Below are 16,832 nucleotides of genomic sequence, written 5' to 3'. Positions count from 1 at the left end.
AAGCACAATACTCACCCTACTCTTAAGCCGTTTCAAGCTCAAATAAATTTAAATTTAGTAGAATCTTAAAAATTAAAAAAGGCAAAGTATGTCACATTCAGAGCTTGAAAGTACCTATTTTGGGGCATTTATCATACTTTTACTAGCGACTTGTTCATTTTGTTTAATAACATTCTTATCTTCAAAAATAAGCAAAAAACTAGCTAACCGCAATACCGAGCGCTTAAAACTTGGCTTTTATGAGTGTGGTCCAACCACCGTAAAACAGCCAAATAAGATAAATATCCACTACTTTTTTTATGGAATTTTATTTATTTTGTTTGATGTTGAAGTCATCTTTATGTATCCGTGGGCGGTGGATTTTAGGCTACTTGGAATTTTTGGACTAATCGAAATGTTACTTTTTGTGGCGATTTTACTTATCGGCTTTGCTTATGCTTGGCAAAAAGGAGTCTTTAAATGGCAAAGCATCAGATAAATTACGCTGCAAATGGTGGCTTGCCAGTCGTTTTAACAACCGTTGATAAGCTCGTTCAGTGGGGTAGGAGCAACTCGCTTTGGGCACTTAGCTACGGGCTCGCTTGCTGTGCGATAGAGATGATGGCAAGTGGCGCTAGTAGATATGACTTTGATAGATTTGGCACCATTTTTAGGGCTAGCCCAAGACACTCAGAGGTGATGATCATAGCTGGCACGCTAACTAAAAAACACGCTGAATTTACAAGGCGTCTTTATGATCAGATGCCTGAGCCAAAATGGGTCATCTCAATGGGTAGCTGTGCGAACACTGGTGGCATGTTTAACACCTATTCTACCGTTCAAGGCGTGGATAGGATAATACCAGTTGATATCTACATCCCAGGCTGTGCCCCGCGTCCAGAGACGCTTCAATATGCACTTATGATGCTTCAAAAAAAGATAAGAAAACAAAGTGCATTTAGGGCGCAAAAGCCAAGGAAGCTTGAGATATGAGAGAGTATAAGCCAAAAAACGATCTACAAAAAAAGCAGTATTACAAAGAAAAATTTTACATAGAAAAGCAGACTTCAAAAGATGAAGTAAAAGATTCTAAATTTGATGAAGAGCTAGCTATCTTAGGACAAAGCGGAGTAGAAATTTTATCTAGCTACGTGGAGTTTGATCAGCTTGTAATTTATGTAAATTCTAGTGAAAATTTTAAAGCTCTTGAAGTATTAAAATCTTTTGGTTACGAACAGCTTAGTGAGCTTGCAGCACTTGATTTTATAAGTGTAAAAGGCGGATATGAGGTCTTTTATCAGCTTCTTAGCATTAGTAAAAATAGACGCGCTCGTGTAAAATGCTTTGTAAAAAAGGATGAAATGTTAAAAAGCGTTTGTGGGCTTTACAAAAGCGCAAACTGGGCTGAGCGCGAAATGTATGATCTAAGTGGCGTTCTCATTAAAGATCATCCAAATTTAAAGCGCCTCATCATGCCTGATGACTGGCACTCACACCCGCTCTTAAAGAGCTATCCGCTAACTGGCGACGAGGCTGCTAAATGGTACGAGGTGGATAAAATTTTTGGAAGTGAGTTTAGAGAGCAAATTGGCGAAGAAAACCGCGATCCAGCTTATATTGAAGAGAAAAATACCTTTGGATTTTCAAGAGTATTTAGCGAAGAGTACGAGTATCAAGAAGATGGCGGAGTAAAATTTGTCAAAAAGGCTAAATTTAGCCAGAGCCAGATAGTAAAGGAAAGACCTTGAGTCAGTCACCAAACCGCTTAAAACCATTTTTTGAAAATTTAGAATTTGAGCAAAATGACGGCAAGATGATACTAAATTTTGGCCCACAGCACCCAAGCGCTCATGGTCAGTTAAAGCTTGTGCTTGAGCTTGATGGCGAAAAGGTCGTGCACGCCATACCAGAGGTTGGCTTCATGCACCGAGGCGTTGAAAAAATGGCTGAAAATATGACCTATCAGGAATTTATCCCAGTAACTGACAGGGTTGATTACATAGCATCGAGTGCCAATAACTACGCATTTTGTGCGGCTGTGGAGAAACTTTGCGGTATCGAAGTGCCTCGCCGTGCGCAGATCATTAGAGTGATGCTTTTAGAGCTAAACCGCATCAGCTCGCACCTTTTATTTTTAGCTACGCATGCCCTTGATGTTGGGGTAATGAGCGTCTTTTTATACGCATTTAGAGAGCGCGAATATGTCCTTGATCTCATAGAAAAATACTGCGGCGCAAGGCTAACTCATAGCTCCATAAGGATCGGTGGCATGCCGCTTGATCTGCCTGATGGCTGGTGCGAGGAGCTGCTTAAATTTTGCGAGAAATTTCCAAGCGACATCACGCTTTACGAAGATCTACTAAGTGAAAATAGAATTTGGCAAGCAAGGCTTATTGACGTGGGCGTAGTCAGTAAAGAGCTAGCCCTTAGTAGCGGCTGCTCTGGCGTCATGCTAAGAGCAAGCGGTGTGGCGCGTGATATAAGAAAAGAAGAGCCATATCTCATCTATGATGAGCTAGAATTTGACGTGCCTTATGCGACACACGGCGACTGCTACGCAAGGTATCTGCTTTACATGAAAGAGATGCGTGAGTGCGTGAAAATTTTAAAGCAGTGCGTTAGCAAGTATCAAACAAGCAGCCCCGCTATCATCGCCGATGCGCCAGATTACGTGAGCGCTTCAAAAGAGCAGATAATGAGCCAAAACTACTCACTAATGCAGCATTTTGTGCTAATAACCCAAGGGCTAAAGCCTCCAAAAGGTGAAATTTACTTTGCTAGCGAGTCGCCAAAGGGAGAGCTTGGAATTTATATAAACTCAGACGGCAGCGCAAGCCCATATCGCCTAAAAATTCGCACGCCAAGCTTTTGGCACTGCGCTATTTATGAAGATTTATTAGTAGGTCAGTACGTCGCTGACGTCGCTACGATAATTGGTAGCACAAATATCATCTTAGGCGAGGTCGATAGATGAGAAGGGTCGATCTTAGGCACTTAAAGAGTGAGTTTTTGAGCGCTCTTGGACAACAGATAAAGGCTAGCGAGGCTGGCGAAGTGATTATATTTTTATTTGAGATAGGCGATTTTAGCGGCGTGGCAAAGGCTGTAAATTTAGCCTATAATCTAAACTGCGAAGTGATGAACTCGCTTAAATTTAACCAAGTTGATTGGGTATTAACCATAAAAAAGGGCAAGATATGAAATTTAATGATTTAATAGCAGGCAAAAGCTTAAGCATCGCAAATTTACTAAGCTTGAGCGATAAAAATTTAGCAAAAAAGATAAAAGAGCACGAGTTTAAATATATCTCTTGCATCGAAGATAGCGAGCTTGGTGGCGAAAATTTAATCCGCTGCGAAATAGGCTCAATAAGCTATGTCTTAGCTCTTCTTTGCAAATACGCAAATTTATCTTGCGATAAGTTTTTTAGCGAGCTTGATGATGGACTGATAAGTGGCGAGTGCAATGTTGGCGAAGAGGAATTTGAAGAGCTAGGCGAGTGGATAAAGGATGTTAAAAACATCGTTGTTGATGATTCATTTTTTACTCATCCAGATAAAGATGCGATCTTTTGGTTACTTGAAATTTTAGGCAAAAATGTCGTTTTGGCTGGTGGTTGCAAGAAAGAATTTAATGATTACCACAAAATAGACGAGCTAAAAGAGCTTGAAAATTTTGACGGAGCAGTCGTTTATCTAAACAAAAACGCAAGCGATGAGATCGTGGGCGGCGTGCAGTTTGGTATCGTAGCAAAGGCAAAAGATGGCGATATGCTAGAGCTTAAAGCAAAAGATTTTAGCGTGACGGCAAAATTTAAACTAGACCATTCGCTAAAAGGCACAGTTGCGATATTTGGCGCAAAAGAGTTTGATGGATACGCATTTAAACAAGTAGTAGTTAGTAAATGAAAATAAGCATAAATGATCAAATTTTAGAGGCAGATGAAGGCGAGAGCATCCTAAATATTGCAAGAGCAAATGGAATTTATATCCCAGCTCTTTGCTATCTTAGCGGTTGCTCACCAACTCTTGCTTGTAGGCTTTGCATGGTTGAGGCAAACGGCAAAGTAGTTTATAGCTGCAACGCCAAAGCAAAAGAGGATATGCAAATTTATACAAACACACCAGAAATCGCTGCCGAGCGAAATGCGATCATGCAGACTTATTGCGTAAATCATCCGATTCAATGTGGCGTTTGTGACAAAAGCGGCGAATGTGAACTACAAAATTTAACCACACATCTAAAAGTAAATGAGCAAAAATTTGCCATCGCTGACACACACAAACCACATAAAAAATGGGGGCTAATCAACTACGATCCAGCTCTTTGCATAGTCTGCGAAAGATGTGTCACTGTTTGCAAAGATAGGATCGGTGAGAGTGCACTAAAGACCGTACCAAGAGGCGTTGAGGTGCCAAAAGAGCTAAAAGAGAGTATGTCAAAAGATGCCTATGCTGTTTTTAGCAAGATGCAAAAAAGCTTAATAGGTCCAAGCGTGGGCGAGAGTCTTGACTGCTCATTTTGCGGCGAGTGTATCAGCGTTTGTCCTACTGGAGCACTTATTAGTTCGCATTTTCAATATAGCACAAATATCTGGGAGCTAAACCCTATCCCAGCAGCAAATCCACATCAAAGCGACTGCGAGCTAATTTACTATGATGTAAAAGAAAAGAGTACTAGCGATAGAAGTAAGCAAATTTACCGCGTCAGCAATGATTTTACATTTGGTGAGGTAAGTGGAGCAGCTAGGTTTGGCTATGACTTTCACAACGAGCTTGCCTGTAAAAATGAAGAAAAATTTGAAGAGATTGTTTTAAATATTAAAAATGGTGCGATCAAAAATATAAAATTTAATAGCTTCATCACGAACGAAGAAGCCCTTATTTTAGAGTGTTTAAGAGAGAAATTTGATCTAAATCTAATAAACAATGAGGCGCTAAATTATCAAAAATTTTTAAATAAATTTAGCGAATTTAGTGGGCTTAGCTCATATAACGCAGACTATACAGATATTAAAAATAGCGATTTTATCATCAGTGCTGGCAGTTTCTTAAGACACGAAAGCCCAGTGACAAGCTTTAAGTTAAATAACGCTTTAAAAATGAATAAAGCAGCTGGAATTTACTTTCATCACATAGCCGATGAGGTCGTGAAGAAATTTTCAAAGAATTTCGCTTGCGTGATGCATGAGGCTGGAAAATTAGAGCAAATTTTACTTTTTATACTTAAAAACTGGGGTGAAAATTTACCTAGCACACTTACATCAAAACTAGCAAATTTTGATGAAAATTTTGGCTTAGATATACCAGCTTTAAGCGAGGGCAAAAGCAAATTTACGCTCATTTTAGGAAGCGATTTTTACACAGATGAAAATGCGAATTTACTAGCCGCACTTACTGGAGTGATCGCAAGAGCTACGCCATTTCGTGTGATGCTAATACCACCACGCACAAACTCACTTGGCGTTGCTAAAATTTGCACTCTTACAAGCGAGAAAAAGCTTGGCAAGACGCTTGGCTATAACGAAAATGGTGATTATAAATTTAGCATTTTTGAAGGTGACATCGATGCTAGCGCGCTAAATCAGCAAGAAGGAACATTTACAAGCATAAATAACGCCCTAGTGCCAACAAATGTGGCAATACCGCACAAAGGTTATTTTCTAAACGATATCGCAAACGCGCTTGGACTAATGGCTAAAAATACGATTGATTACACGCCAAATTTACCAAAAGAAAAGGGTTACAAAGGCATTAAATTTGATGATTTAGAAAATTTTTATGCAAATGACGGCACAAGTCACAGAGGTTATAAACTAGAAATTTCAAATTTCACGCCAAATGATGATATAGAGCCACTTTTAAAAGATAGCAAGAGCATAAATTTAAAAGATGACGAGGCACTTATAAGTCTTGCAAATCCTATAAATTTGCCATCATTTTTTGCAAACTACGCCACACAAACAGCCAAAAGAGCGAAGCTTTATGCAAGTAGCGAATTTATGGCTAAATTTGAAATTTCACAAAATGAAGCGATTGTTTTAGAAAAAGATAGGCGAAAGCTTGCCATTTGTGTGGAGCTTGATAGCGAGCTTGGCGGAGTCGCTGCGTATTTAGGTGATTATGACGATAAGCTTAATGTGGGCGTTATATTTAATGGTAAAAGCTACGCCGTAGTTAAAATCATAAAGGTAAAAGATGAGTGAAGCACTATTTTTTGTGCTAAGCACTATTGTTAAAGCCGTGGTCATCTTAGCCGTCATGGCAAGCCTTGCAGGGCTTGCAACTTATGCTGAGAGAAAGGTACTAGCTTACATGCAGCGCCGCGTAGGGCCTGATATGGTAGGGCCAGCTGGAATTTTACAGATAGTAGCTGACATGATAAAACTCTTTACAAAAGAGGACATCGTGCCAGCAAATACGAATAAATTTATCTTTTTAATAGCTCCACTAATATCAGCCATCGCCGCATTTGCAGCGCTTGCACCTGTACCATTTTTGCCTGAGTTTGAAATTTTTGGACATACATTACGTCCGGTTCTCTCAGATATAAATGTTGGTATTTTATACATCGCTGGTGTTGCTTCGGTTTGCGTTTTTTCTCCACTTGCAGCAGGTCTTGCAAGCTATAATAAATTTGCACTAATTAGCGCAGCTCGCGCAGTAGTCTCACTTCTTAGTTTCGAAATAATCGCTGGCATGGCTCTTTTAAGCGTCGTAATGGTAACTAGCTCACTCTCACTTGTGGATATAAACAACTATCAAAAAGGAATTTTTGGCTGGCTTATATTCAAGCAGCCCCTTGCCTTTTTACTCTTTTTAATAGCAAGCTTTGTGGAGTGCAATAGAACGCCATTTTGCTTAACAGAAAACGAAACAGAAATAGTAGCAGGATATGGCACCGAGTATAGTGGCATGAGATGGGCGATGTTTTTTATCGGCGAATACACAAATATGATCGCTGCTAGCATCATCATTACGATTTTATTTTTAGGTGGATTTAACGAATTTTTATTTATCCCAGGTGCTTTGATGATCATCTTAAAATCAAGCATTGTCTTTTTCTTTTTTCTTTGGGTAAGGGCTTCATGGGCACATTTAAGAGTTGATCAGTTAAGTGCATTTTGCTGGAAAATTTTGCTTCCGCTTGGAATTTTAAATATCGTAGTCACTGGCTTTATGCTACTAATCTAAGGCGAAAAATGAGTGAGAAAAAATATATTTTAATAGATGAAAAGTTAAAGCCAAAGAGCGCGTTTGATAAATTTAAGCACTTCATCGCTGCCACATTTAAGCCTGATCTTTTGATCGGACTAAAAGTCACGATAAAGCAGATGCTCTTTAGCAAGTCGCATACTTTAAAATATCCTATGCAAAAGATGCAGCTAAACGCTAGATATAGGGGCATTCATAAGCTTTTAAAATTTGTTGAAAGTGAAAATGAACGTTGCATTGGATGCGGGCTATGTGAGAAAATTTGCGTTAGCAACTGCATTTCGATGAAAACTTCACTTGGCGAAGATGGCCGCAAAAAGGTCGCAAGCTACTCGATAAATTTAAGTAGATGCGTGTATTGTGGATTTTGCGCTGATGTTTGCCCTGAGCTTGCGATAGTCTGCGGGCAAGAGTACGAAGTCGCAAGTGAGAGCAGGATTATATTTGGCACAAAAGATGAATTTTTGACAAAGGATAAATTTTTAAAAGATCAAAGTGAGTTTGAAGGCTATGGCGCACTTCCTAAAAATGCTGATAGCTTAATCAAAAAGACGTCAAATGCATTTATAAACGAAAATGAAAATGAGACAAAAAGTGATGAGTAGTATAAATTTTAAAAGGGCAAAAGATGTATGAGAGCTTTGCATTTTATCTTTTTAGCGCCTTGGTTTTAGTTAGTTTTTCTTTTAGCGTATTTTGTAAAAACGCACTAAATGCAGTCTCTGCGCTAGCTGCTGGCATGGTCTTTATCTCGGCTATATTTTTCTTACTTGGGGCTGAGTTTTTAGGCGTGGTGCAAATCGTCGTCTATACAGGCGCGGTGGTCGTTTTATACGCATTTGCGATGATGTTTTTTGATAGCAGTAAAGAGTGTGAGCCAAAAAGTAGCAAAAAAGCAAAGATCACTATCTATCTTTTAAGTAGTTTCATAGCACTTCTTTTGATATTTATATTTTTAGCTCCTATTTATGGTGCAAAATTTGATGGATTAAGTCCCATTGCTAGCGAGCTTGGCAATATCGAGGCTATTGGAATTTTACTTTTTAGTAGATATTTGATCGCTTTTGAGATGTGTGCCGTAATGCTTCTTGTGGCAATGGTTGCTGGCATCATCTTGATACATAAAGACCTAGACGCGCAAAGCAAATTTGAGGAGATGCTATGATAGGCCTTATTCACTATCTCATCCTAGCAAGTCTGGTCTTTGTCATAGGGCTAGTTGGCATAATGAGAAGAAGAAATTTGATAATGCTATTTTTCTCAAGTGAAATTTTACTAAACTCAGCAAACATAGCACTCGCTGCCATCTCAAAATACTACTTTGACCTAACTGGGCAGATCATCGCATTTTTTATAGTAGCCATCGCAGCTAGCGAGGTCGCCGTGGGACTAGGGCTACTCGTACTTTGGTATAAAAAGACTGGCAGCATCAGTTTAGAGTCGATGACAAATATGAAAGGCTAAGAGATGACTTTATTTTGCATTTCACTATTTTTCCCGCTTCTTAGCTTCATTATAGCTGGTATCTTTTCGCATAGTAGTAAGAATTTATTTATCGGTCTTTTCTGCTCGCTTCTCATGATCGTTAGCGCCACAGCTTCACTCATGCTAACGGCCAGTCTTAGCGTAGATGAGCCACTAAATTTAACCCTAAAAGAGTTTATAAGCTTAGGCTCGCTTGATCTTAGCTTTAGCTTCTACCTTGATGCGATCAGCCTCGTGATGCTTAGCACCGTGGGCGTGGTGGCTAGCATCGTGCATATCTATTCCATTGGCTACATGAGAGATGACGCGAGCTTTAACCGCTTTTTTAGCTACCTTGGGCTCTTTGTCTTTTGCATGAACGTCCTTGTATCAAGCGATAACTTCATAGGGCTATTTATCGGCTGGGAGGGCGTTGGGCTTTGCTCTTGGCTACTCATTGGCTTTTGGTATAAAAGGCCTAGCGCAAACGTCGCTGCAAACGAGGCTTTCGTGATGAACAGGGTGGCTGATCTTGCCATGCTTGTTGGCATTTTTTATATATTTTATAGCTTTGGCTCGCTTAAATTTAGCGAGGTTTTTAGCGCTAGAAGCGACCTTTCTGGGCTAAATTTAGGCATCATTGCCACACTTCTTTTCATAGGCGCCATGGGTAAAAGCGCGCAGTTCCCATTTCACACTTGGCTTGCAAACGCCATGGAGGGACCAACGCCGGTTTCTGCACTCATCCACGCTGCGACCATGGTAACAGCTGGCGTCTATCTAGTCATACGCGCAAATTTCATCTTTGCAAATGTGCCTGAAGTATCGCACTTTATCGCCTTCCTTGGCGCATTTGTAGCGATATTTGCCGCTAGCATCGCACTAGTGCATAACGATCTTAAAAAGATAGTCGCTTACTCGACGCTTTCGCAGCTTGGCTATATGTTTGTAGCGGCTGGCCTAGGCGCTTACAAGATCGCACTTTTTCACCTTGTCACGCACGCATTTTTCAAGTCGCTGCTATTTTTGTGCGCTGGAAACGTTATGCACGCGATGAATGACGAGCTAAATATCAAAAAAATGGGCAGACTTTATAAATTTATGAAGCCAACTGCACTACTTTCTATCATCGCAAGCTGCGCGCTGGCTGGATTTTACCCATTTGCTGGTTTTTTTTCAAAGGATAAAATTTTAGAGGTTGCTTTTAGTGAAAATAAATTTTTATGGATTATTTTGCTCTTTGGTGCTGTGCTTACAGCATTTTATAGCTTTAGGCTCGTTATGCTCGTCTTTTTTACAAAGCCAAAGAGCGAGAAACACGTGCATGAAGCTAAAAACTATATGCTAGCTGGCATGGGCGTACTTGGAATTCTCTCAGTCATAAGTGGCTTTTTTTGGAGCAACTTTAGTGAGTTTTTAGAAAAAAGTTTAAAAGATTTTCCACTAAATTTATCTCACGGTAGTGAAATTTTCTTGCTCGTTTTAACACTTAGCCTAGTGCTAGCAAGTACTGGCTTTGCAGTATTTGCCTATAAAAGAGAAATTTTTAAAGAGAGCATTTGTGAGAGCAGAATTTATAAAATTTTACAAAATGCCTACTTTATCCCAAAATTTTATGAGAAATTTTTCATAAATGGCTATACGTTAATTTCACAAATTTGTAAAAAGATTGATGAGATGATAATCGATCGTAGTGTCGATCTAGTCGCAATAGCATTAAATAAATTTGCATTTTTAGCAAACAAAATGCAAAGTGGCGACTTAAGCATCATGCTTAGATTTATGGTCGCAGGATTTGCCTTGCTTTTAAGCTTTATATTTTTATTAAACGGAGCCAAATAATGCTAAGTGTCATCATATTTTTCCCAGCAATAAGCGCAATACTTGGCTTTTTGATAGAAAATAAAAGCATAAAATTTTATGGAGCAAGCATCGCGCTGATCGAGCTTTTGCTAGCCATTTTTATCTGCATAAATATCGATTTTCATGGTTATGACTTTGTTTTAACGCATCAAGTCTCGCTCATACCAAGCCTAAATATCAGCTATTTTGTCGGCATCGACACCATTTCGCTAGCACTTATCGTACTTAGTGCATTTATGAGCTTCATCTCTATCGCCGCACTTAGCGATGATGGAAATTTAAAACATCTAATTATTAGCGTGCTATTTTTAGAGAGCACGATGATGGGCGTCTTTAGCGCGCTTGATATGATCTTGTTTTATAGCTTTTGGGAGCTTAGCCTCATACCGCTACTTTATATCATCGGCGCATTTGGCAGTAAAAATAGAATTTACGCTGCGATTAAATTTTTCATCTATACATTTTTAGGCTCTGTCTTTATGCTAGTAGCGATCATCTTTATTGGCTATTTGTACTACCAAAAAAGTGGTGCCTTTAGCTTTAGCTTGCTTGACTGGTACAAGCTTGGTATCGGGCAAAGCGCTCAAATTTGGCTATTTTTAGCGTTTTTCTTCGCCTTTGGTGTGAAAACTCCGCTATTTCCATTTCACACGTGGCTACCTTACGCGCACGGACAGGCTCCGACTATCGGCTCGGTGTTGCTTGCTAGCGTGCTTTTAAAGATGGGCACTTACGGCTTTGTGAGATTTTCACTTCCACTTTTTCCAGATGCGAGCCTGCTTTTAAGCGGCTTTGTCTGCGTCATAGCTATCATAATGATCATCTACGCAGCTCTCGTTGCCTACGCACAAAGCGACATGAAACAAGTGATCGCTTATAGCTCCATTTCACACATGGGCGTTATCATGATAGGCATCTTTTCACTAAATTTAATAGGCCTTGGTGGCTCAATATTTTTGATGATAAGCCACGCTATCGTAAGCGGCGCGCTATTTTTACTAGTTGGCGTCATATATGAGAGAGCTCACACAAAAGAAATTTGCGAATTTGGCGGCCTTGCCAAGGTGATGCCAAAGTATGCGCTTATATTTTTTATAGCAACGCTTGCAAGTATCGGCCTGCCGCTAACGATCGGCTTTGTAGGCGAGTTTTTGAGCCTTCTTGGCATCTTTAAGCTAAATAAACTCTTTGCGCTACTTGGTGGCTTTAGTATCATTGTGGGCGCTATTTATATGCTAGTGCTTTATAAAAGGGTGTTTTTTGGTGAGTGCAAGGAGAAAAATTTAAGCCTAAAAGATCTAAATTTTAAAGAGTTAGCCGCTCTTGTGCCACTTTGCTTACTCATCATCACCCTTGGTATCGCACCAAATTTGATACTAAAGCCGCTTGAGCCAAGCGTGCAAAATATCATAAGCAAAATGCAAACTAGAGCCGTAAATAGCGACACAAAGGATAAAATTTTATCTTTAAATGGCGGGAGCAAACTATGAACGAAATAGCTTTTTTGGATCTAAAAGAAATTTCTTTATCTTCAGTTGCTCCGATGCTTAGTATGATAATCTTTGCGCTTTTTATCTTAATCGTTGGCACTATAAAAAAAGACCTTTCGAGAAATTTCTACTGCGTATTTTGTATCATCGCAATATTCGTAAATTTGGGCCTAATACTTGATTTTAACGGTCTTAGCCTTAGCTTTTGGGATATGCTTTTAGTCGATGGCGTTTCGGTTATTTCTCAAGTCATTATCTTAATCGCCTCAGCACTTTTTATCCCGCTCGCACTTAGCACAAAAGAGTATTTTGAGTACAAAATTTATGAGTATTACGCTCTATTTTTGTTTATGATAGCTGGATTTTTATTTATGGTGAGCTCAAACAACCTACTCATCATCTTTTTAGGCCTTGAGATCAGCTCACTTTGTCTCTACACGCTAATAGCTCTTCACAACAAGGCAAAAAGCGTAGAAGCTGCCATTAAATACTTTGCGATGGGCTCGCTCTCGGCTGGCTTTTTTGCAATGGCAATAGCGATGTTTTATCTAGCCACAAACTCAATAGACATCGCTCGTATCGGCGTTATAATAAAAGATCTTAGCCTAAATCAAAATTTGATCATTTTATTAGGCTGCGTTTTCATCGCCTCTGCCATTGGTTTTAAACTCTCGCTCATACCATTTCACACATGGATACCAGACGTTTATGAGGGCTCAAATGCCCCGCTAGCTGGCTATATGTCGATCGTGCCAAAGGTAGCAGCTTTTATCGTTGCGTTAAGAATTTTTGCGATGCTTGAAGGCTCACAAATTTTGTGGATAAAAGATATGCTCTACATCATCGCCGTGCTTACGATGAGCCTTGCAAATATCATGGCGCTAGTGCAAAAAGATGTAAAAAGAATGCTTGCTTTTAGCTCCATAGCTCACGCTGGTGTCGTTCTTTGCACGCTTGTGGTAAATTCTCACGAGGCAAATGTCGCCTTGTTTTTTTACTGGATCATGTTTTTGTTTGCAAATTTGGGCGCATTTTCTATGCTTTGGGTGGCAAGATGTGACGACGTCGTCTGCTGGGATAAGCGTTTTAAGCACCCATTTGAGAAATTTTCAGGGCTTATAAAAATTTTACCAAGCTACGCTGTGATAATGGGAATTTTTATGATCGCTCTTGCTGGCATTCCGCCTTTTAGCGTATTTTGGGGCAAAATGATACTTATTTCATCACTTATCAAGTCTGGCTATATCGTACTTAGCGTTATAATCATGATAAACTCTGCGATTGCAATTTATTACTACCTAAAGCTCATCGTCTTTATGTTTTTAAAAGAGCCGATCGTAAAAGATAAAAATCTCTACACCACAAATATCTCGATGGCGCTAAAAGTAATTGTTGGCATTGCAGTAGCTGGAACAGCATTTTCCTTTTTATTTTCTGGAGCGATTTTAGAATTTATTGAGCATTTTGTCTTTGCTTCAGGATTTTAGAAAATTTAACTATAATTGCGGCATGAAAAAGCTCTTAATTATTTTATTTTTTCCGCTTTATCTAACCGCTTTTAATCTTAGCCTAAATAGCGGCGCAAATGGTGATAAACCTTATAGTGTCCTTCAGCTAAGCGATGAGCAAGAATTTGAATGCGTGGAGCAAATTTTAGCTTACGATACCAAACGCTATGTCTGCATGCTTGATGATGAAATTTTGCCAAAAATTGAAGATACGACACTGCCATTAATGGATATAAAATATAAAAAGCAAGATGGCAAGCTTTTTATCGTCATAATGCCAAAAGCACCGTCAAAACTGCTAAATATAAAAACTGAGCTTTATAGTAGCCAAAACGTACAAGATAGCCCAAAAACAACCATTTCAAAACACTTTAGCATAATCATAGATACTTCGCTCAGTGAAAATAGCAAGAGAAAGTCTGGGCTAAATTTTAAACCTGATTTTAAAGATATGCTAAATCCTAGTATCGGAGCGCTTGATCTTAATAAAGCTCCTATTGCTGGGCTTGATAGTAATGACATTGATATTTACATAAGTATAAAAAGAGCTTATGAAAAAGGCGCTTATGAAAATGTAGTAAAAGATACTCAAACAGCGATAAAAAGGCATCCAAATAGCCTTTTTTCAAGTGAATTTTTGCTATTTCGTCTAAGGGCTCTTGATAAAATTTTTGAGACAAAAAACGAGTTTGAAGAGATCGAGCCAAAAGATATCGTAAGTGAAGGTAGGGCTTGGATTAGAAAATTCCCATCTGATGAGAACTATCCAGAGGTGCTATATCTAATCGCTAGAGCCTACCTAAAAGATAGCATCGCAAGTGATGCAAAATATATGCTTGATATCTTAAACGAAGAGCACGCAAACTCAAAATTTACGAAACTTGCAACGCTTGATTATGCTGATTATCTCTACAAAATAGGCAGACAAAAAGAGGCGCTAAAAGACTATGAAAAAGTGCTTTACTCTACAAACGACATCGACCTTGCAAGTAGAGCAGCACTAAGCCTAGCTGATGCAAATATCGATAAAGAAAAATTTGATGAAGCAAAGAAATTTATACTAAAAATCGCAAATGCGAATGAAAAATTTTTTATGAATAACCCAACAAAGTCGATGAATCTTGCAACTACATTTGCAAGTAAAGATATGCCTGATGTGGCTGCTAAAATTTATGAAATCTTGATAAATAATAGCGATAGAACGAAAGATTTTTATGAAGTTGCTTTAAAAAATTTAGCACTAAATCTAGCCAAAACAAAAGATGAGAAAAAAGCATACGAATACTTAAATAGATATGAGACAGAGTTTAAATATGGTGATTATATCGATGAGGTGACTAAAGCAAAAGATGGGTTATTTTTTGAAGAAAAGGATAAAAATGCTACTGCACTTCATGCTAGATATAAAGAGTTGATTGAAAAATATGCTGGGACAAATATTAGTCAAAAGGCTCTAATAAGCGAGCTTGAGCTGGATATTAAAGAGCGTAAATTCTCCGATGCACTATCTTACAAAACCATGGCAAAAGATGGAAATTTAAGTAAGGCAATGGAGCTGATAAATGAAGCTGCGTTAGAGCTTACAAAAGAGTATTTTATAAAAGATGATTGCACGGCTGTTATAAATTTACTTGAAAACTACGATATAAATAAAATCTCATTGCCGCAATTTAAGCTCTTTAACTGCTATTACAGAACGGCCCGCTACAACGATGCACTTGAGCTCGCGAAAGCTCATGCAAAAGATGAAAATTTAGAAGATAGGGTCGAATGGCTGGTAAATTTGAGCAAAATTTTATATAAAAATAAAGACTACGAGCATGCGATCATTGCTGCAAATGATGCGCTTTCACTTGGCTCATCAGTTGAATACTCAGATCCAACACTATCTCTTTTTGATAGGTTTTACTCATTGCTTGCATTAAAACGCTTTACGGAGGCGATCTCAACCATTAGCGCTATTGAGCAGCTAAGAGGCCAAGACTTCAAGATTATCGAAGCATATACAGCCATAAGTGACTATGCGATGAAAAGTAATGACTACGCCATAGCTACAACGTATGCTAAAAAAGCTCTTGAGCTACAAACAAAAGCCAAAATAAATACATTTTCGCCAAAGATAAATTTTAACTACTCAGAAGCTTCACTAAAGACAGATAACCTAAGTGAGGCACTTGATGAGGCGAAATTTATACTAAATATGAAACTTGGACCAGAAGACCGCTTACACGCTTTAAATTTGATAAGTGAAATTTATATAAGACAAAAGCAGTTTAAGTTAGCTAGGACTTATTTAAATGAGTGCTCTGACTCAAATTTTGTAAGCCCGTATAAAGATGCTTGCAAAGCTAAGCTTGATATGATAGGCAAAAACTAAATACAAAAAGATAGCTTGTTTGCTAGTTTTATATTTGAGCTTAAAATTAGTAGGCTTTATTTTTGCTATTTAAATTGAGCTTTCTTTATAATTGAGTCTTTAATATTTTTACATTGCCGCCAAATACTCTTTATATTATAAAAAGAACTATATTTATCGTAAGCCTTAATGTATTGAGCATGGCTGGTATGTTTAAATTTTAAGCATCTTTCTCATAAATAAAGAGAATTGGCCATTTTATTAAATCAACAATACTAAATGTAGGCTGTTTTACGATTTATAAGCTTAAAAATTAAAAATACTTAATGAGTTTTACCCAATAGATCAAAGCAAAAAATAACTTGTAACGCTTGTAATTATATTTATATGATGTGTTTTATTGTATTTATAGAAATTTTTAGCTTATTGTAAATTAGCTTCTAAAATTTATCACTTACTACACACTAATTAAACAACATTATAAAAAATGGTTTTTACGTTTTTAGTAGCAATTTGCTAAGCAAATAAGTATATATTTTTAAGAAATTTTTCTAGAATAAAATATTGTGTTTAATAAATTGAAAAGTAATGAGAATTAGGAAAATGGTGACCCATACGAGACTCGAACTCGTGTTACCAACGTGAGAGGCTGGTGTCCTAACCGCTAGACGAATGGGCCAAAATGGATGGTGCCCCGTGTAGGCCTCGAACCTACGACCCCATCATTAAGAGTGATATGCTCTACCAACTGAGCTAACGAGGCAAGATTAAATAGTAATAATAAATCTTAAAGTGTTATCTTAGAACTTATAATCTTAAAATTTAATTTGACACTCAATAATGGGTGCTCTATGAGACACAACCTTAACCTAAGGTTTAATAGATGGCGCAGCGGACGGGGCTCGAACCCGCGACCTCCGCCGTGACAGGGCGGCATTCTAACCAACTGAACTACCGC

15 protein-coding genes and 2 tRNA genes are annotated in these 16,832 nt (G+C 38.3%); 15 read left to right on the top strand and 2 right to left on the bottom strand.

Features of this window, described 5'->3' with window-relative positions:
• Positions 1-88: 88 nt before the first annotated feature.
• The 15 genes from CVS97_RS06165 to CVS97_RS06095 are packed head-to-tail and all read left to right on the top strand — an operon-like array spanning position 89 to position 15,895.
• Positions 89-478 (top strand): NAD(P)H-quinone oxidoreductase subunit 3, encoded by a 390-nt coding sequence (locus tag CVS97_RS06165; protein WP_072593995.1) that lies wholly within the window; start codon positions 89-91, stop codon positions 476-478.
• Positions 460-972, top strand: coding sequence for a NuoB/complex I 20 kDa subunit family protein (locus CVS97_RS06160; RefSeq protein ID WP_012001120.1), 513 nt, complete (start codon positions 460-462; stop codon positions 970-972). Before CVS97_RS06165 ends, CVS97_RS06160 begins: the two co-directional genes overlap by 19 nt.
• On the top strand, positions 969-1,727 hold the full coding sequence (locus CVS97_RS06155) for an NADH-quinone oxidoreductase subunit C (protein WP_107785464.1): 759 nt from the start codon (positions 969-971) through the stop codon (positions 1,725-1,727). Before CVS97_RS06160 ends, CVS97_RS06155 begins: the two co-directional genes overlap by 4 nt.
• Positions 1,724-2,953: an NADH dehydrogenase (quinone) subunit D gene (gene nuoD / locus CVS97_RS06150; protein ID WP_107785463.1), complete on the top strand. Its 1,230-nt coding sequence runs from the start codon at positions 1,724-1,726 to the stop codon at positions 2,951-2,953. The genes CVS97_RS06155 and nuoD overlap by 4 nt, the downstream gene beginning before the upstream one ends.
• Positions 2,950-3,180 (top strand): NADH-ubiquinone oxidoreductase subunit E family protein, encoded by a 231-nt coding sequence (locus tag CVS97_RS06145; protein WP_087577200.1) that lies wholly within the window; start codon positions 2,950-2,952, stop codon positions 3,178-3,180. Before nuoD ends, CVS97_RS06145 begins: the two co-directional genes overlap by 4 nt.
• Complete coding sequence (locus tag CVS97_RS06140; RefSeq protein WP_107785462.1) at positions 3,177-3,887, top strand: hypothetical protein; 711 nt, start codon at positions 3,177-3,179, stop codon at positions 3,885-3,887. Before CVS97_RS06145 ends, CVS97_RS06140 begins: the two co-directional genes overlap by 4 nt.
• Positions 3,884-6,184, top strand: a complete 2,301-nt coding sequence (locus CVS97_RS06135) for an NADH-quinone oxidoreductase subunit G (RefSeq protein WP_107785461.1) — start codon at positions 3,884-3,886, stop codon at positions 6,182-6,184. Before CVS97_RS06140 ends, CVS97_RS06135 begins: the two co-directional genes overlap by 4 nt.
• Positions 6,177-7,172: an NADH-quinone oxidoreductase subunit NuoH gene (nuoH, locus tag CVS97_RS06130; protein WP_107785460.1), complete on the top strand. Its 996-nt coding sequence runs from the start codon at positions 6,177-6,179 to the stop codon at positions 7,170-7,172. Before CVS97_RS06135 ends, nuoH begins: the two co-directional genes overlap by 8 nt.
• Before the next feature lie 8 nt (positions 7,173-7,180).
• Complete coding sequence (nuoI, locus tag CVS97_RS06125; protein WP_107785459.1) at positions 7,181-7,798, top strand: NADH-quinone oxidoreductase subunit NuoI; 618 nt, start codon at positions 7,181-7,183, stop codon at positions 7,796-7,798.
• 23 nt (positions 7,799-7,821) lie between these two features.
• On the top strand, positions 7,822-8,358 hold the full coding sequence (locus CVS97_RS06120; protein ID WP_107785458.1) for an NADH-quinone oxidoreductase subunit J: 537 nt from the start codon (positions 7,822-7,824) through the stop codon (positions 8,356-8,358).
• Positions 8,355-8,657: an NADH-quinone oxidoreductase subunit NuoK gene (nuoK, locus tag CVS97_RS06115; protein WP_107785457.1), complete on the top strand. Its 303-nt coding sequence runs from the start codon at positions 8,355-8,357 to the stop codon at positions 8,655-8,657. Before CVS97_RS06120 ends, nuoK begins: the two co-directional genes overlap by 4 nt.
• 3 nt (positions 8,658-8,660) lie before the next feature.
• Positions 8,661-10,499 (top strand): NADH-quinone oxidoreductase subunit L, encoded by a 1,839-nt coding sequence (gene nuoL, locus CVS97_RS06110; RefSeq protein ID WP_107785456.1) that lies wholly within the window; start codon positions 8,661-8,663, stop codon positions 10,497-10,499.
• Positions 10,499-12,010, top strand: a complete 1,512-nt coding sequence (locus tag CVS97_RS06105) for an NADH-quinone oxidoreductase subunit M (protein WP_107785455.1) — start codon at positions 10,499-10,501, stop codon at positions 12,008-12,010. Before nuoL ends, CVS97_RS06105 begins: the two co-directional genes overlap by 1 nt.
• Positions 12,007-13,497, top strand: coding sequence for an NADH-quinone oxidoreductase subunit NuoN (gene nuoN / locus CVS97_RS06100; protein ID WP_107785454.1), 1,491 nt, complete (start codon positions 12,007-12,009; stop codon positions 13,495-13,497). The genes CVS97_RS06105 and nuoN overlap by 4 nt, the downstream gene beginning before the upstream one ends.
• 22 nt (positions 13,498-13,519) lie before the next feature.
• Positions 13,520-15,895, top strand: coding sequence for a tetratricopeptide repeat protein (locus tag CVS97_RS06095; protein WP_107785453.1), 2,376 nt, complete (start codon positions 13,520-13,522; stop codon positions 15,893-15,895).
• A 583-nt stretch (positions 15,896-16,478) separates the two neighbouring features.
• On the opposite strand, the gene CVS97_RS06090 is transcribed toward CVS97_RS06095, so the two are convergent.
• Positions 16,479-16,553, bottom strand: a tRNA-Glu gene (locus CVS97_RS06090).
• 8 nt (positions 16,554-16,561) lie between these two features.
• Positions 16,562-16,637 (bottom strand) — tRNA-Lys (locus CVS97_RS06085).
• Between the last annotated feature and the right edge of the window lie 195 nt (positions 16,638-16,832).

The sequence above is a fragment of the Campylobacter concisus genome (assembly GCF_003049735.1).
In the GTDB taxonomy this organism is placed as follows: domain Bacteria; phylum Campylobacterota; class Campylobacteria; order Campylobacterales; family Campylobacteraceae; genus Campylobacter_A; species Campylobacter_A concisus_AN.
Note: the sequence above shows the minus strand (reverse complement) of the source record. Positions and strands in the feature narration are given on the sequence as shown.

What these genes read in the sequence shown, in the direction of transcription:
- CVS97_RS06165 (WP_072593995.1), top strand. Translation starts at nt 89, where the DNA reads ATGTCACATTCAGAGCTTGAAAGTACCTATTTTGGGGCATTTATCATA.
- CVS97_RS06160 (WP_012001120.1), top strand. Translation starts at nt 460, where the DNA reads ATGGCAAAGCATCAGATAAATTACGCTGCAAATGGTGGCTTGCCAGTC.
- CVS97_RS06155 (WP_107785464.1), top strand. Translation starts at nt 969, where the DNA reads ATGAGAGAGTATAAGCCAAAAAACGATCTACAAAAAAAGCAGTATTAC.
- CVS97_RS06145 (WP_087577200.1), top strand. Translation starts at nt 2,950, where the DNA reads ATGAGAAGGGTCGATCTTAGGCACTTAAAGAGTGAGTTTTTGAGCGCT.
- CVS97_RS06140 (WP_107785462.1), top strand. Translation starts at nt 3,177, where the DNA reads ATGAAATTTAATGATTTAATAGCAGGCAAAAGCTTAAGCATCGCAAAT.
- CVS97_RS06135 (WP_107785461.1), top strand. Translation starts at nt 3,884, where the DNA reads ATGAAAATAAGCATAAATGATCAAATTTTAGAGGCAGATGAAGGCGAG.
- nuoH (WP_107785460.1), top strand. Translation starts at nt 6,177, where the DNA reads ATGAGTGAAGCACTATTTTTTGTGCTAAGCACTATTGTTAAAGCCGTG.
- nuoI (WP_107785459.1), top strand. Translation starts at nt 7,181, where the DNA reads ATGAGTGAGAAAAAATATATTTTAATAGATGAAAAGTTAAAGCCAAAG.
- CVS97_RS06120 (WP_107785458.1), top strand. Translation starts at nt 7,822, where the DNA reads ATGTATGAGAGCTTTGCATTTTATCTTTTTAGCGCCTTGGTTTTAGTT.
- nuoK (WP_107785457.1), top strand. Translation starts at nt 8,355, where the DNA reads ATGATAGGCCTTATTCACTATCTCATCCTAGCAAGTCTGGTCTTTGTC.
- nuoL (WP_107785456.1), top strand. Translation starts at nt 8,661, where the DNA reads ATGACTTTATTTTGCATTTCACTATTTTTCCCGCTTCTTAGCTTCATT.
- CVS97_RS06105 (WP_107785455.1), top strand. Translation starts at nt 10,499, where the DNA reads ATGCTAAGTGTCATCATATTTTTCCCAGCAATAAGCGCAATACTTGGC.
- nuoN (WP_107785454.1), top strand. Translation starts at nt 12,007, where the DNA reads ATGAACGAAATAGCTTTTTTGGATCTAAAAGAAATTTCTTTATCTTCA.
- CVS97_RS06095 (WP_107785453.1), top strand. Translation starts at nt 13,520, where the DNA reads ATGAAAAAGCTCTTAATTATTTTATTTTTTCCGCTTTATCTAACCGCT.